The sequence below is a fragment of the Exiguobacterium sp. 8A genome, assembly GCF_902506275.1.
Lineage (GTDB): Bacteria > Bacillota > Bacilli > Exiguobacteriales > Exiguobacteriaceae > Exiguobacterium > Exiguobacterium profundum.
In genome coordinates, this window is sequence record NZ_LR733630.1 from 1,736,001 (window position 1) to 1,751,171 (window position 15,171).

Here is a 15,171-nt window from a genome sequence, read left to right on the forward strand (position 1 = left end):
AAGCCTCAGGCTTGGACTTTTTTTCGTCGCTCGGTGTCTTCTTGCGGTCCTATTTGAAGATGTTTTTGTAACATCGGGAGACTCATCGCCAAATAAATATAAGGGAAGGTCGAGAAGTTGTCCGTTCCACCTGTATAGATTACTTCACTCGTTAGTGGGGTCCATCCTTTCTTCGTCCACTGGCAAAGTCGAACTTCTTTTCTCGATGTGTGGTTATGGAATCCCCAATATGCTTCTCGTTGTCCCACTGCCATCGATGGGGTGATGGTTAAGATGGGACAGTTCATTTCTTGTAACAATCGTTCGTTCATTTCCGCAACTTCGTACATGATGATGACGTCCGGTTGCAGGTGTCGAATCGTATGTTCCGCTTTTTTATCTTGTAAGGAAACGACACGCGTCATACGCTGTTCCGGAATCGGATCGTCACAGAAAGCATACCGCGACTGCAACTCCGCGATTCGTTCTCGACTGAACCGCCGCATCATGGGAGTCAGGAAGGAAATGTACGATTGTGTCAGAAGTTCTTTCCACGTGTTGACATGAGTCGGTGTCGGACCATCTTCCATGATCACATGTGTGACGCCTAAATCCCGTATCGCTTGATAGACAAGTGTTGAACTCCAGTGGTCGCCCGTGCAGAGTAAAACTCGCATTTTCTCATCTCCCTCCACTTTGGTTTGCGGTTTGACGCATCTCTCGGACCGCCACATCAAATGAACCAAACATTTGTTGAATGTCTTTTAATGTCGGACGATTGCCCTTTTCTTTTTGCCACACTTCATAACCCCATGGTGAGAGAGCGGTCAAATGTTCATCTGCCTCGTGTAGCGCATCCATCATTTGCTTCTCCGTGAACAGCTCTCGCGTTGAGATGCCAATCTCGTCTAACGCTTGGGACCAAGACCCGAAACGCCTCACCACTTTCGTGATACTCGGACGTTGGTTCTGCTTGGCCCATTTGGCATAAGCGGTCGACGTCAATGGATGAAGCTCTTCATTGGCATCAAGTAACGATTGGATGATTTCACATTTTTGATCGAACGAGATGATACTCTTCAAATTCGCCTCAATCAGTGCCACTTTCCACGATCCGAACTGAATGACGACCTCTGTCAACGTCGGTGCATCATTGGTCATGGCCCACTTTCGATAATCGGCACTATTGAATGAATCATGCTCTTTCGCCGCTTCACGAAGCATTTGAATCATTTCCTTCTTTGTGAATCGTGACGTTTGCTGTTCCAACCCAGCCAAACGCAGTACATTCGACCATGATCCGTACATTTCCAATAATTCCACCACGGTTGCCCCGCCGTGAATCTTTTGCCATTTCTGATACATGTAGATGGTGAGGCGACCGTCCGAAGAAGCCTCTTGTAAGTGATCAATCAGTTGTTGCTTTCCCATGTCGCCTCCCCCTTACGTGATTGACGTATCGGTTCATCCCACTTCACGGCTACTAATTTGTGCGAACAGGTGAAGTTGACGACTTAAAATTTTCGTTTCATCAAATTTTTCTTCGACCACTTCGCGACCACGTTGCCCGAATGAATAACACTGTTCAGGATGTTCAATGAACCAGCGCATCGCCAAGGTCAGTGCCTCAGGTCGACCGACCGGAACGAGAAAGCCGGTTTCCCCATCCGTGACTTCTTCTCGACAGCCACGGATATCGGTAGCGATGACAGGTAATCCGGACGCCATGGCTTCAAGAATAGAGCGTGGCAATCCTTCACGATAAGAGGGGAGTAAAAAGACGTCGTGTGCTGCAAATAAAGAGGGGGTATCCCGAACGAATCCGGCGTAATGAATCTGTGGATTTTTGGCTAAATGCGCCTCGACTTGTTTCGCCGTCTCTTGATCACGTTCACTCGTCATCAACTCTCCAGCAATCGTCAACGTCGCGTTCGGATAGCGTTTCGTCAGTTCATCGAACGCCTGAAGTAAATCTAGGATTCCTTTTTCTTGAACGAGCCTTCCGACAAACAAGAACTTTAAATGTTCTGGGGAAATGTGTTTCTCTGTCGGATAAAATCGATTTAAATCAATCCCGTTTCCGAGATGCATCAATCGTTCGTCCTCTTTGAAATGTCTTGTTTTAGCGAGTGAGTAATCTTCCTCGCTTTGGAGCAACAACCAATCGGTCGCTAATGCCGCGAGTGATTTCTCTAACCAGAAGACGAGTTCGTATGCGATTCGACCCATTCGTTCGTGGAAGTAAAATCCATGTGCGGTATAGAGAATATGTGGTGTCCTGGCAATGCGGGCCGCAACTCTTCCTAACGCTGCGGCCACCGGGGTGTGGACGTGAATGGCATCATATTTTTCGCGGCGCAATAACCTCACCAACTCTTGAATGGTCTGTAGATTACGCTTCGGGCTAAACTTTCGATCGATTGGCAACGTATGAATGACCCATCCTTCGTCCCGAAGACGATCCGTCCGATCACCGTAAGCACACGCGACGTCGACTTCGTGTCCTTCCGCCTTCAGCGACTCAATGAGAGGACGTAGCAACACATCCGCTGTCATATCGACAGCGCAGAACTGGAGAATCTTTAAAGGCGCCATAAGTGCACCTCCTCCGGCTTCATCGCGCGATCGAGCATGCCTTTCAAGTCAATGACGATGCCACGACCTAACTTCAGCTGGCGTTTCGCAATCGTCCAACCCTCTTGAACGAATTCATCGTGAGACACGGCATAGATGACGACATCTGCTGGTTTTAAGTCACAGTATGATTTGACGTCGATTCCATACTCTCGTCGTACCTCTTCCGGATCGACGAGCGGGTCACACACTTGCACTTCTAAGCCGAACTCCTCGACCTCTCGAATCAAGGAAGCCACTTTCGAATTTCGGATATCACTGACATTCTCTTTGAAGGACATCCCGAGGACCGTCACGCGCGATCCGAGAATGGCCATGTTTTGACTAATCATCGTTTTTATCAATGATGTGGCGACGAAACGTCCCATCGTCTCGTTGATTCGACGACCTGCTAAAATCACTTCCGGATGATAACCGAGCATTTCAGACTTCATCGTCAAATAGAATGGGTCGACGCCGATACAATGTCCACCGACTAGACCTGGCCGGAAGTTTAGGAAGTTCCATTTCGTCCCGGCAGCCTCTAACACCTCGAGCGTATCGATGTTCATGCGATCGAAGATGATGGCCAATTCATTCATCAACGCGATGTTCAAATCGCGCTGTGTATTCTCGATCACTTTGGCCGCCTCAGCCACTTTAATCGAGGAAGCGCGATGAACGCCGGCATCGACTACCGTCTCATAAACAGCCGCTACCACATCGAGTGTTTCTTCATCCTCGGCAGCTACGACTTTTTTGATTGTGCGGAATGTATGCTCACGGTCGCCCGGATTGATTCGTTCTGGAGAGTAGCCGACTTTAAAATCAATCCCGGCCCGGAGACCCGATGTTTTTTCAAGTAATGGGATACACTCTTCCTCTGTCAGTCCCGGATAGACCGTAGATTCGTATACGACAATCGTACCTGGTCGCAAATGCGCTCCAACAGCACGAGTCGCGCTACAAATCGGTCCTAGATCTGGTTGATTTTGATCATTGATGGGTGTTGGCACAGCCACGATAATGAAATCCGCCTCTTCAAGTTTGGCGACATCCGTCGTATATAAGACCGCTGCTTGCTCAAGGTCTACTGATTCAACTTCTCGCGTGCTGTCGAGATGAAGGGTAAGCTCATTGATACGCGCTTCATTGATGTCTACTCCGATGACGTCTCCTACGCCACCTAGCGCAACAGCGACAGGGAGTCCGACATATCCTAGTCCGACTACAGCTACGTGACGATTGGCAATGGTTTTTCGTGTTGTACGTGATTCTGAGATGAGTTTATCCATGTCCATCTGCCTCCTGAGATTCGGAATTATGCGGTTTTATCAATCACAATGACTTTTCCATTCGGTCCCCGAGGAATTGATTGCACGGGGGTCAACGTAATCACGACCTCTTTACCGAACAGTAGTTCCAACTCGCTCCTCATAATCTCTTCATGTTCTGGCTTGAAGCGTTCCAGATCCGGGACGTATTTTAGTTCGATATGATACAAATCATGTTGCCGATATTGCGTTTGGATGACCGAGTTGGGTAACACTCGGACAACGGTCGTCAAATCCCCTTCATAGATTTTTTGTTTGTTTGGAGTGAGTACATAATTGCTTTCGCGTCCCTCAATGGAAGTGACGAACGTTCCTCCCTGTCCACAAGCACATGTCCCCTCTCCAATTTTCATCCGATCGCCAACCCGGTAACGAACGAGCGGTGTCCCATGGGTCGTAAAACTCGTCACTAAAATTTCTTCGTGATCCCCATACGACTCGATCACGCCTGTTTCGTGGTGGAGATGCATATTCCCATGGGTACATTCTGTTAAAATCGGTGCCCCCTCAGAAGACGCGTACTGATCAAAGACCGGGGCATTAAACGCCTCTTCTAAGATGGCTCTTCCTTGAGGCGTAATCGTTTCGGCTGTCGGAAAAATAGCCATTAATTGAAATTCAAGTGGGATCTGATTCTCTTTGATGTATTTTGCGATTTCAATCATGGCAGACGGTGCACTGTCTAATACAATTGGTTTGAATCGATTTAATGCGTCGATGTAATGAGGGATAGTCTGAGGATTGACATGATAGAGCGAGAACAGCATCTGATTGAGCGGTCGATTGTAGCGCCAAAATACAGGTTTTTCTTGATTCGGATTACAAATTTTCCGTCCTGTGAAACTCGCTCGTTTCATTCCTCTGATAAACCCGTGTTGCGCTTTGAAAAAGTCAACGTGGGCCATACGTCTTTGATAGTCTTCTTTCGTGAAATGGACTTGCAAGGACGTCCCTGTCGTTCCACCGGTTCGACCAAGAATGTCTGTTTTGATGTTAGAATGGATGTCCGGATTTTTCCTAACTGTTTCTTTTTCGAGGATCGGGATGCGCTTCAACTCTTCCATCGATTGAAGGGGAAGAACAATCTCGTTTTCTTCAAACAGTTTTTGATAATATGCATTGTGCATCGCACAAAATTCGAGAAACGCATTGAGTCGCTTCAATTGATCGGCTGCGACGACTGCCCCATCTTTGGGACGATTGGCTAAAACGACTAACTCACGCTCATATGTGCGTCCGTACCGTTCTTGCCATAGTTTCATTCCATACAATGTCGTCATCCATTGTTGTAATCGAATCGGTGATTTCATGTATAAATCACGAAGCGCAAACCCTGCCATGGTGTAGTCTCCTCTCGCTAAGTGTAGAGTCGTTTCACGACTCGGACTTTTCCGTTCTTTTCTTTCTTGATGCTTTTCACATCTCGTAAAAGAACTTTCATTCGTGAAGTAAACAGACGCTCGACTTCTTTTTGGAGCGCGACTTCATGTTCAGGCTCAAATCGTGCTTCATCCTTCACGTACAGCATCTCAATTTCGTCTATTTTGTGTTGCAACACTTGAATCTGAATAATAGAGTTCGGCAGCACGCCGACCGCTGCGGTCAAATCTCCTTCAAACACCTTATAGCCTTCCGGCGTCTCAACATAGTTCATTTGACGACCATCGATTGACTCGATAATGGTGTCCTGTCGTCCACATGGACACATCGCTTCACTGAGGGTCATCCGATCGCCAATGCGGTAGCGAATCAGCGGTGTTCCGTGCGTCGTGAAACTGGTGACGAGCGCCTCTCCAAATGCATCCGTCTCGATGATTCCCATCTCAGGACGTAAGTGCATCTTCCCGCACTCACACTCCGTAACGATAGGAGCCCCTTCCGAAGAAGCATATTGATCGTAAACCGGCGCTTGGAACATCTCTTCTAACAACAAGCGTCCGGATGGTGTGAGCGTCTCCGAGGTTGGAAATAAAGCCACCGGTCGGAACGATAACGTCTTTTGATGGGTTTTCAAATATTTTGCGATTTCAATCATATCGGAAGGTGAACCGTCGAGTGCGGCCGGTTGAAATTCGTTCAACGAATCGATGTAGTGTGGAATCGTCGTCGGATTCGAATGCACGACCGAGTAGAGCATTTGCTTCATCGGGGCATTGTACCGCCAATACACCGCATTTTTTTGATTACCTGGACAAATCATCCGTCCTGTAAAACTAGCTCGCTTCATCCCACGGCGAAAACCATGTTGTTCTTTAAAAAAATCGAGATGCGCCATTCGCATTTGATAATCGTATTCGGTGAAACGAACCTGAATCGATTTACCTGTCGTCCCGCCCGTCATGCCGATGATCGGGGCATGAAGGTTAGAAAAGATGGTCTCATCCGTTCGAAGCGTCTCTTTCTCTAAAGGAGGGATCCGTTTAAAGTCTTCTAAGCTCTTTAAGGGTAAGGTAACCCCGTGTTTTTTGAAGAGTCGTTGATAGTACACGTTGTGTTGATTACAAAACTGTAGGAATTGATTCAAATGATTGAGTTTTGCATCAGGTGACGCTTCATTTGGAGCACGTCTCAGTCGCTCCAATTCCTGCTCATAGTACTGACCGTATCGCTCCCGATATAACTTGATTCCATATAAGGAAACCAGCCAATTTTGGAGGCGAATCGGTGAGTGTGCATAAATCCGATCCTGTAAAATCCCCATTACTCGATGCCCTCCTTCAACACTTGATGATAGGCGATGTACCAGTCGATAAACGCGTTTACGCCATCGCGAATCGACGTCTGTGGTTGAAAGTCAATCGATTCATATAAAGAGGAGGAATCGGCAAAACTCGCGGGTACATCTCCCGCCTGAAGTGGTAACAAGCGGAGGATGGCCTTTTTCCCGACTCGCTCTTCGATCGTCCGAATAAAGTCCATCAAAGATACCGGTTGCTGATTTCCAATGTTATAGACACGAAACGGAACGTCACTCCGGTCAGGTAGAGGATGTTCATAGTCAAACTCCTCATCTGCCAACGGTGCGATATCCATAAGTCGGACAATCGACTCGATGATGTCGTCGATGTATGTGAAATCTCGTTCCATCTCACCATAGTTGTATACATCGATTGGTTCGCCTTTTAAAATCGCCTCCGTAAATTTGTAAAGTGCCATATCGGGACGCCCCCATGGCCCATAGACGCTAAAGAATCGCAACCCCGTCGTTTTTAGACCGAACAAATGGCTGTACGTATGAGCCATCAACTCATTCGCCTTCTTCGAAGCCGCATACAAGGATAGCGGATGATCGACCGGGTGTTGTTCGGAAAATGGCATCGCCTGATTTGATCCGTAAACCGAGCTAGATGAGGCATAAATCAATTGCTCTACTGGATAGAAGCGACAAGCCTCCAAGATGTTCAAGAAACCAACGATATTGGATTGAATATAAGCATCTGGATTTTCTAGACTGTAGCGTACACCGGCCTGAGCCGCCAAATTGACCACGACTTGGGGTTGGTTTTTTTCGAAGACACGTGTGATTGCCATCTTATTTTCGAGGGCATCACGATAGAGTTTGAAACGAGGATGCGTCAACACATGAAGTCTTGATTCTTTTAATCTCGGATCGTAATAATCATTGACCACATCGATCCCGATGACATGATGTCCTTCTTTTAGCAACCGTCGAGCTAGATGAAAACCAATGAACCCAGCCACTCCGGTCACGAGAACTGTTTTTTTCATAACGACTTCCTCCTTTGCGTTGACTCGTTGACTCGCATGCGTACCGGTTCGATTTGTGGCGCAAAAATACTTTCCATCACTTCTTCTGGCAGTTCGTTGTTTGCGACAAACAACAAGAAAGAAGTGAGTCCATTCGATTGATCGAGTAGATATTCAATCGTTTTCAAAATCGGATCAACCGATTTAAAGGGTCTTGTACAACCGACGAAAATCTTTTCATATACTTGATTCGTATGTTCGCTCGTTGCGAGCAGTTCTTCGAACAGCTTCTCACCAGGACGAATGCCACTGAAATGAATCGGGATTTGTTCGAGGGTGAAACCGCTCAGTGTAATCATCCGTTTCGCCAAGTCCACAATTTTGACGGGATTCCCCATATCTAGTACGAACACTTCGCCCCCATTTGCGCGCACGCTCGCTTGAATGACGAGGCGACTCGCTTCCGGGATGGTCATAAAGTATCGGGTCATCTCTGGATGCGTCACCGTAATCGGTCCGCCCCGTTGAATTTGTTCTTTAAAGAGCGGAACGACGGAGCCACGACTTCCTAAGACGTTGCCGAAACGAACGACCGAGAATGTCGTTTCGCTGTGGCGAGCCTGCTGTTGGACGATCATTTCTGCTACTCGTTTCGTGGCACCCATCACGTTCGTCGGATTGACCGCCTTATCCGTAGAGATCATGACGAACCGCTTCACTTCAAAGAAATCGGCGGCTTCGACCATATTCTTCGTTCCGTAAATATTGTTTTTCACTGCCTCTCTCGGATTGTCTTCCATGAGCGGAACGTGCTTGTGAGCTGCCGCATGATAGACAACGTCCGGACGATACTGATCAAACACTTCCGTCACCCGCGCCCGGTCTTGGACGTCACCGATGACGGGACAAATCTCTGTATCAGACCCGAGTAAGCGGAGTTCGCGATCGATTGCATATATGCTATTCTCGCCATGTCCAAACAGGATCAGTTTGCCTGGATTGAATTTCATCAATTGACGACAAAGCTCTGAGCCAATCGACCCTCCCGCACCCGAGATGAAAATGGTCAATCCACTCAACGTCTGAGAGATCTCCGAAACGTCGAGCTGAACCGGTTCACGGCCGAGCAAGTCTTCAATGGCCACTTCACGAATCTCATTTAATGACACCTTTCCGGATGCGAGTTCCGCAAGCATTGGCAGTGCATGGGATTCGACGCCTGTCTTCTCGATTCGTTTCAAAAGTTGGACCCGATCTCCGTAAGGAAGGGAAGGAATGGCCAACACAACCACTTCGATATTCAGCTCTTCAATTTTGCGTTCTAATAAATCGATTGAACCGATGACCGGTGTCCCGTGAATGTAGAGACGGTGAAGCAATGGATTATCATCCAACACCCCGACCACATGCAGCACATTCGTTCGATGCTCTTTCAGTTCTTTAATGATTTTTTGACCCGATTCCCCACCACCGATAACCAAGGTAGCTTTTCCATTCGACACCGGTGCGTGAAATCGGAAAAACGATCGTGTTCTAGCGACGAGTCGGATAAATAACATTCCGTTAAATGCGAGTAAGCTTTGAATAAAAATTGCTTGATAGGAAAAGCCATCCAATAATACGTATGATGCGAATAAGACGAACGTGTCACTCATGACCAACACAATCGCCAGCAATTGCAATTCACGCATCGATCCGTATCGCCAGTCGATTCGGTATACCCGAGTCACCCATCCTAAAATGAGAAGAACGAGCGTCTTCAATCCGAGGATCGTGATCAAATCTAGCGGGTCCGATGTTACCGTCGGATCATTTGCAAAGAATAGGTCAAACGTCACGAAAATCGCGAGCCCTGCAATCGTGATATCGAGTAACATCAAGAGCGCATTTTTTCGATCAATGGGAGACCGAACAGTTGGAGTACTCATCCTTTCACCACCTTCCATCCCAATCAGCTTCGAGTTGATGCTAGATAAGTACCCGTTCAAGATTCACAATCCAAAAGAAAAGAATAGCTTTTTGATACGAATGACATTTCGTCATGAAACGGTTTAACAAATGTGTAATGAGTTTTTACTTTCTTTTGTGAATATTTTTAATTTATATGGGTATTATGGGAAGTAGAAGGTAGGACATTTGGATTATTTTCACTTTGAGATTTTGCGAATGTCGCATTCTCCCAAAGTAGTCAATCGATTCAGGTTCCTCCCTTTTCATATCTCGTCACCGGACACATATTCTAGCTTTCCTTCAGGACCACCATTGTTTAACCACACCATGACCTTTGAAGCCACGACTTGCTTCTGAAAAGGAGAGACATCACGATGAAACGATGGACAGAGCAACAGATCCTCTCATGCCTAAGACAAGCAGCGAATGAACTTGAAGAATTTGACACAAAACAGTACACACTATGGGCCCGAAACAAAGACGTCCCCTCCCTATCGACCGTGATTTACAAATTTGGTTCTTGGCGGGAAGCCGTTCAAGCGGCGGAGATTAAGATGTTGTATCGTTATTATTCAGATGAAGATATTTTGACCGCACTGATTGAGGCCTCAGAAGAACTTGAACTCTTCACGAGCCAAACGTATCGTGCCTGGGCAAAAATCTCGCAAGCCCCTTCTTTGACGCTGATCAGCAGCCGGTTCGGTTCGTGGTCGAATGCGTTACGTGAAGCCAAGCTTCAAACGACAACGGTACGGAACAATGAAGAACGGATCATTCAAGCCTTGATTGAAGCCTCCGAAAAGTTAGAGCGTCTCACGTCCCAACATTACGCCGTTTGGGCACAGGAAAAAGGCTATCCGACGGTAGCGACAATCGCTCGCAAATACGGATCATGGAGCTATGCGCTATTTGTCTTGGATATCGCTCCTCCGAAACGTAAATGGGATGAGGAAGATGTCATTGATGCCTTGCAGTTAGCCAAAACAGAGCTACCACATTTTAGTATCCTCCACTACCGGAAATGGGCCGAAGGTCGAAATGTTCCAAGTACATCGACAATCAATGCCTTATTCGGAAGCTGGACGGCTGCTTTAAAATGTATGGAGGAACAAAAAGTAAAACAGTAATCCATACAGATGAACTCATACAAAAAGCGCCGACTCTTTTCGAGTCGACGCTTTTTTCATGTGACGATCGCAATGTATAGCGGGATTCCAACTAACAGGTTGAACGGGAACGTGACAGCTAGCGAAAGGGTCAAATAAAATGATGGTTTCGCTTCTGGGACCGAGGCTTGTAACATGGCGGGAGCGGCGATATACGACCCACTCGCTGCGAGTGTCATCAAGAGGATCGTTCCGCCGTCAGATAAATTGGCAATCCCCGCTGCAATAAAGCCGACAAGTGCTCCGACTAACGGAAACACCATCCCCATCATCATAAATTTTAGTCCATATGACGGTACCGTTTTCAACTGCTGTCCGACTTTCATTCCTAGACCTAGTAAGAATAAGAGTAAAACGCCCGGGAACAAGTCGACGAAAAATGGTTTGAGCGGTGTGGCGTCTGGTGTCACCAGTCCAACAATCAGACCTGCAAACATCAAGAGGATACTTTTCGAGAACAAACTCTCCCGCAACACCGATAGAGAGTTCGCCTTCCCTGACGTAGCCGTGATTCCCATCACGTGTGTCTGATTATACAGCAGTAACGCCACAATCAGGCCGGGAATTTCAAGGACGACGACTAGTGTTGTCATGAACGGCTCGTACGCAATCCCGAGACGCTCGAGCTGTGTCGATGCTGCTACATAGGTGACGAGTGACACCGAGCCGAACGTCGCAGCCATGGCAATTCGCTCAGGGAATGAGAATTTGAACATTCCTCCGACATAGAATGCGAGAAGAGGTAGCAAAATCCCAATCAACAGCGTCACGGTCAGCGGTAATGCGATGTCTTCAAAAGATACCGAGGCGAGTCCCATACCTCCCTTCAGTCCGATAGCAAGCAGTAAGTAAATATTGAGCGTCGTACTCAATGAATCCGGGATCTTTAAGTTTGATTTTCCGACTGCGGCGATAACGCCCGTCACAAACAGTAGTACCGGGGCGCTCGTCAATAAAAATAAAAACAATTCCATACATCTTCCTCCTTGGCGACAAAAAAGCGCACACCTAAAGAAGGCGTGCGCTGTATGCCGACAGCTCGAATAATCGATCCGTCAGGCCGACAACTGTCGGTTTATTGAATTGGTCAGTAGCTCCGTCATAAGATTTCGAAAGCACGCTTCATCTTGACTCGTCCAGTCGATTCTCTATACGTCTCTGCCTTTCATTTTAAGAAGGTGGCGTTTCATTGTCAATCGGTTTGATCCCAAGGGGCATCTAGACGAAACACGATGAGACGCTCCCCTGTTTTCGTACTGATGTCCGTATGGAGCGAGACAATCGAACGACCGAGTACTTGTCCGACAATCGTTTCGAGTTGACTCCGCCCTGATTCGACGAGATTGTTGCGATATTTCTTCAATTGCTCGCGACCTGAAGACTTGGTAGCCAAATCATACTCGGCCGGCGTCAACACGCCTTGGAGTGTGACGATGGCGAGGTCTCGAAGCAGGTCTGCCTTACACGTCAATGACCCGCGACCCAAATATTCTTTCTCCCATTGGGTAATCCGAGCGCTCAGTTCCATTTCCAGCTGACCCTTTTTCCGCATTTACTTCACGAATCCAATCATCATCTCACGAAGAATCTTAGCTGCTGCGATGGCTGTCATATCCGACTGATCGTATGCCGGTGACACTTCGACAAGGTCTGCACCGATGATGTCGAGGTCTGCGTTCGCAATGGCATGTACCGCTTCGAGCAATTCTTTCGTTGAGATGCCGCCGATTTCTTGCGTCCCTGTCCCTGGTGCCGCTGACGGGTCGAGGACGTCGATGTCGATCGTGACGTATACTTTTTTACCAGCGAGTGTCGGTAAGACGCGTTTGAGTGGTTCGATCACTTCAAATTGATGCATGTTGTAGCCGACTTCACGAGCCCACTCAAACTCTTCTTTCATCCCTGAACGGATTCCGAACGAGTAACAGTTCGATGGTCCGATTAAGTTTGCCGCTTTTTTGAGCGGAGTCGAGTGTGAGAGCGGCTCGCCTTCATACTCATCCCGAAGGTCCGTGTGCGCATCCAAGTGGAGGATGACAAAGTCGTTGCCGTACACGTCGTGCATCGCTTTGATGATCGGCCATGTGACAAGGTGTTCGCCACCCATGCCGAGTGGGAACTTACCTGCTTTGACGACATCTTTGACGAACGCCTCAATCATATCGAGCGACTTCGGTGCGTTCCCGAATGGAAGCGGGATATCGCCTGCATCGTACACCGCGGCATCAGCCAAGTCACCGTCTAAATACGGGCTATATTCCTCGAGTCCAATCGATACTTCACGAATCCGGTTCGGACCGAAACGCGAGCCTGGACGGAAGCTGACTGTCCAGTCCATCGGCATCCCGTAAAGAACCGTCTTCGCCTCTGTCACCTCTGGGAGGCTGGCGATAAACACTTTACCTGAGTAGGCTTCATCGAAACGCTTAATCATTTTGTTAAGTCCTCCACGAATTTCGGAAGAACGAACGCTGCATTGTGAAGCTTCGGCGTATAGTACTTCGTTTCGATGTCATGGAACCGCTCAGCTGATACTTGTTCCGGGTCGTATTTCTTCGAACCGATCGTGAACGTCCACATGCCACTCGGGTACGTTGGTACGTTTGCTGTGTACAACTTCGTGATTGGGAAGATTTCCTTCACGTCACGTTGAACCGTTTGGATGAGTTCTGGTGTGAACCATGGGTTATCCGTTTGAGCCACAAAGATGCCATCCTCTTTGAGCGCTTTTGAAATCCCTGCATAGAACCCTTTTGTGAAGAGGTTGGCTGCTGGTCCGACCGGTTCAGTCGAGTCGACCATGATGACGTCGTACTCGTTTTCTGACTTCGCGATATGCATGAATCCGTCACCGACGATGACTTCAACACGCGGGTTATCGAGCTCACCCGCAATATTTGGTAAGTATTTCTTCGAATATTCAATGACTTTCCCGTCGATATCCACGAGAACTGCTTTTTCTACTGATGGGTGTTTCATAATTTCACGGATGACACCGCCATCTCCCCCACCGACTACGAGCACATGCTTCGGATTCGGGTGTGTAAAGAGTGGGACGTGTGCGACCATCTCGTGATAGACGAATTCGTCCTTATCCGTCGTCATGACCATCCCGTCAAGTAACAACATCGTTCCGAACTCGTCCGTTTCGACCATCTCTAGTCGTTGAAACTCCGTTTGTTCGCTCTCATAAACGTGGTTTACACGGAACGTAATCCCGTAATCTTCTGTTTGGTGCTCCGTAAACCATAACTTTAATTTTTGGTCCATCGATAGAACCCCTTTCTGTTCAAAAAGTTGTTCGTATGCGAGTGGCGTTTTGAGGCGCTTCTTAATCATACGATAGGAAGTATACAAAACCTGTACCCATTTTGCACGATTTTTTTGCGGAATCGGTCTTGAATGTGAGTTTTTTGTGAGACGTTGCCGATATACTGATTGAACCAATTCTGAATCGAAAGGTGGAATAGTATGTGGTCACCCTGTGCTTCTTGTAATACAACCATTCCTTTGATTGCTCAAGGAACACTCGTCACGAAATTCAAGGAATACTCTTACAAAACGTTTGAAGAACTCGATACGCTCCTTCTGCATGCGGAAGGAACGGTTTACTGTGTCGATTATAACTCGAAAAGTCAGACGCCTCCGCTCGAGGTCGAAGCACTAAAAGATCAGCTTGCGCATCGGCACATCATTGAACAGATTCAGCACGGCACGTTCGAGAGTCACCTCCAACCGATCATCTTCCTCGATTCAACGGAAACGTTCGGATATGAAGCGCTCCTCCGCAGTAGCGCCAACATTTCACCTGGTGACCTATTCCGGACGGCAAACCGTTTCGGTCTCCATTCGAAACTCGATCAACGTGCCCGCGCGGAAGCAATCAAAGCAACGTTTGAAGCCGTCGCTCCTCAGCAAAAGACGTTCATCAACTTCTTACCTTCGACCATTTATAACCCGGACTATTGTCTCCAGCACACGTTTGACATCATTGACCGATATGACCTCAGCCCGGACCGCTTTATCTTTGAAGTCGTGGAGACGGAGAAGGTACATGACGTCGATCATCTCCAACACGTGTTTTCGACATATAAAAAGCGAGGGATGAAAGTGGCATTAGACGATGTCGGGGCAGGCTTCTCGACAATCGATATGTTGAAGCGACTTGAACCGGACTATGTCAAAATTGACCGTTCCTATATCTCGTTTTGTGATGAAGACGCTGAAAAACGCGCTTTCCTCAAACAAGTGCGTGCGTTAACCCATTCGATGGGCATCACCCTTCTTGCTGAAGGAGTAGAACGTATGGAAGAGGCAGATGTCTGTCGTGAGCTCGGATTCGATTTAGCGCAAGGATATTTCTTCGGAAAACCGGCCCCTGCCAATCAATACAAGATTGAAATCGCATAAGTCATCACTTT

The 15,171-nt window shown here is 47.6% G+C and carries 14 protein-coding genes; 2 read left to right on the forward strand and 12 right to left on the reverse strand.

The genetic code is table 11. From position 1 onward, the window contains the following. Nucleotides 1-5: 5 nt before the first annotated feature. Genes GVY42_RS08895 through GVY42_RS08930 form a run of 8 tightly spaced genes read right to left on the reverse strand, consistent with a single transcriptional unit; the run spans nucleotide 6 to nucleotide 9,562 of the window. The gene (locus GVY42_RS08895) at nucleotides 6-656 is read right to left on the reverse strand and encodes a hypothetical protein (protein WP_159563005.1); all 651 of its coding nucleotides are present in this window, start codon (nucleotides 654-656) and stop codon (nucleotides 6-8) included. 4 nt (nucleotides 657-660) lie between these two features. Next, complete coding sequence (locus GVY42_RS08900; protein ID WP_159563006.1) at nucleotides 661-1,410, reverse strand: hypothetical protein; 750 nt, start codon at nucleotides 1,408-1,410, stop codon at nucleotides 661-663. 33 nt (nucleotides 1,411-1,443) lie between these two features. Then, entirely contained in the window at nucleotides 1,444-2,574 is a 1,131-nt protein-coding gene (locus tag GVY42_RS08905; RefSeq protein WP_159563007.1) for a glycosyltransferase family 4 protein, read from the reverse strand. Beyond that, nucleotides 2,562-3,887: a nucleotide sugar dehydrogenase gene (locus GVY42_RS08910; protein ID WP_159563008.1), complete on the reverse strand. Its 1,326-nt coding sequence runs from the start codon at nucleotides 3,885-3,887 to the stop codon at nucleotides 2,562-2,564. The genes GVY42_RS08905 and GVY42_RS08910 overlap by 13 nt, the downstream gene beginning before the upstream one ends. A 26-nt stretch (nucleotides 3,888-3,913) precedes the next feature. Further along, on the reverse strand, nucleotides 3,914-5,266 hold the full coding sequence (locus GVY42_RS08915) for a phenylacetate--CoA ligase family protein (protein ID WP_159563009.1): 1,353 nt from the start codon (nucleotides 5,264-5,266) through the stop codon (nucleotides 3,914-3,916). A gap of 17 nt (nucleotides 5,267-5,283) precedes the next feature. After that, complete coding sequence (locus GVY42_RS08920) at nucleotides 5,284-6,627, reverse strand: phenylacetate--CoA ligase family protein (protein WP_031422168.1); 1,344 nt, start codon at nucleotides 6,625-6,627, stop codon at nucleotides 5,284-5,286. Further along, nucleotides 6,627-7,655, reverse strand: coding sequence for an NAD-dependent epimerase (locus tag GVY42_RS08925; protein WP_031422166.1), 1,029 nt, complete (start codon nucleotides 7,653-7,655; stop codon nucleotides 6,627-6,629). The genes GVY42_RS08920 and GVY42_RS08925 overlap by 1 nt, the downstream gene beginning before the upstream one ends. Next, the gene (locus GVY42_RS08930) at nucleotides 7,652-9,562 is read right to left on the reverse strand and encodes a nucleoside-diphosphate sugar epimerase/dehydratase (RefSeq protein WP_159563010.1); all 1,911 of its coding nucleotides are present in this window, start codon (nucleotides 9,560-9,562) and stop codon (nucleotides 7,652-7,654) included. Before GVY42_RS08930 ends, GVY42_RS08925 begins: the two co-directional genes overlap by 4 nt. Before the next feature lie 396 nt (nucleotides 9,563-9,958). Between GVY42_RS08930 and GVY42_RS08935 the strand changes: the two genes are divergently transcribed. Then, nucleotides 9,959-10,711 carry a homing endonuclease associated repeat-containing protein gene (locus tag GVY42_RS08935; protein WP_012727425.1) on the forward strand — a complete coding sequence of 251 codons (753 nt, stop codon included), beginning with the start codon at nucleotides 9,959-9,961 and terminating at the stop codon, nucleotides 10,709-10,711. Nucleotides 10,712-10,767: 56 nt separating this feature from the next. On the opposite strand, the gene GVY42_RS08940 is transcribed toward GVY42_RS08935, so the two are convergent. The 4 genes from GVY42_RS08940 to speE form a co-directional block, all read right to left on the reverse strand. Next, nucleotides 10,768-11,724, reverse strand: a complete 957-nt coding sequence (locus GVY42_RS08940; protein WP_159563011.1) for a sodium-dependent bicarbonate transport family permease — start codon at nucleotides 11,722-11,724, stop codon at nucleotides 10,768-10,770. Nucleotides 11,725-11,942: 218 nt separating this feature from the next. Then, nucleotides 11,943-12,302, reverse strand: coding sequence for a DUF2294 domain-containing protein (locus tag GVY42_RS08945; RefSeq protein WP_031422162.1), 360 nt, complete (start codon nucleotides 12,300-12,302; stop codon nucleotides 11,943-11,945). After that, a complete protein-coding gene (gene speB, locus GVY42_RS08950; RefSeq protein WP_012727428.1) occupies nucleotides 12,303-13,184 on the reverse strand; it encodes an agmatinase in 882 nt (293 codons plus the stop codon). It lies immediately after the preceding gene. Then, nucleotides 13,181-14,020 carry a polyamine aminopropyltransferase gene (gene speE / locus GVY42_RS08955; RefSeq protein ID WP_012727429.1) on the reverse strand — a complete coding sequence of 280 codons (840 nt, stop codon included), beginning with the start codon at nucleotides 14,018-14,020 and terminating at the stop codon, nucleotides 13,181-13,183. The genes speB and speE overlap by 4 nt, the downstream gene beginning before the upstream one ends. Before the next feature lie 201 nt (nucleotides 14,021-14,221). On the opposite strand from speE, the gene GVY42_RS08960 reads away from it, so the two are divergent. Then, nucleotides 14,222-15,160: an EAL domain-containing protein gene (locus tag GVY42_RS08960; protein ID WP_159563012.1), complete on the forward strand. Its 939-nt coding sequence runs from the start codon at nucleotides 14,222-14,224 to the stop codon at nucleotides 15,158-15,160. The last annotated feature ends 11 nt before the right edge of the window (nucleotides 15,161-15,171 follow it).

Bases quoted from the DNA above. Each gene is read 5' to 3' on its own strand.
- GVY42_RS08935 (WP_012727425.1), top strand. From the start codon at position 9,959: ATGAAACGATGGACAGAGCAACAGATCCTCTCATGCCTAAGACAAGCA.
- GVY42_RS08930 (WP_159563010.1), bottom strand. From the start codon at position 9,562: ATGAGTACTCCAACTGTTCGGTCTCCCATTGATCGAAAAAATGCGCTC.
- GVY42_RS08915 (WP_159563009.1), bottom strand. From the start codon at position 5,266: ATGGCAGGGTTTGCGCTTCGTGATTTATACATGAAATCACCGATTCGA.
- GVY42_RS08895 (WP_159563005.1), bottom strand. From the start codon at position 656: ATGCGAGTTTTACTCTGCACGGGCGACCACTGGAGTTCAACACTTGTC.
- GVY42_RS08960 (WP_159563012.1), top strand. From the start codon at position 14,222: ATGTGGTCACCCTGTGCTTCTTGTAATACAACCATTCCTTTGATTGCT.
- GVY42_RS08910 (WP_159563008.1), bottom strand. From the start codon at position 3,887: ATGGATAAACTCATCTCAGAATCACGTACAACACGAAAAACCATTGCC.
- speB (WP_012727428.1), bottom strand. From the start codon at position 13,184: ATGATTAAGCGTTTCGATGAAGCCTACTCAGGTAAAGTGTTTATCGCC.
- GVY42_RS08940 (WP_159563011.1), bottom strand. From the start codon at position 11,724: ATGGAATTGTTTTTATTTTTATTGACGAGCGCCCCGGTACTACTGTTT.
- GVY42_RS08905 (WP_159563007.1), bottom strand. From the start codon at position 2,574: ATGGCGCCTTTAAAGATTCTCCAGTTCTGCGCTGTCGATATGACAGCG.
- GVY42_RS08925 (WP_031422166.1), bottom strand. From the start codon at position 7,655: ATGAAAAAAACAGTTCTCGTGACCGGAGTGGCTGGGTTCATTGGTTTT.
- GVY42_RS08900 (WP_159563006.1), bottom strand. From the start codon at position 1,410: ATGGGAAAGCAACAACTGATTGATCACTTACAAGAGGCTTCTTCGGAC.
- GVY42_RS08920 (WP_031422168.1), bottom strand. From the start codon at position 6,627: ATGGGGATTTTACAGGATCGGATTTATGCACACTCACCGATTCGCCTC.
- GVY42_RS08945 (WP_031422162.1), bottom strand. From the start codon at position 12,302: ATGCGGAAAAAGGGTCAGCTGGAAATGGAACTGAGCGCTCGGATTACC.
- speE (WP_012727429.1), bottom strand. From the start codon at position 14,020: ATGGACCAAAAATTAAAGTTATGGTTTACGGAGCACCAAACAGAAGAT.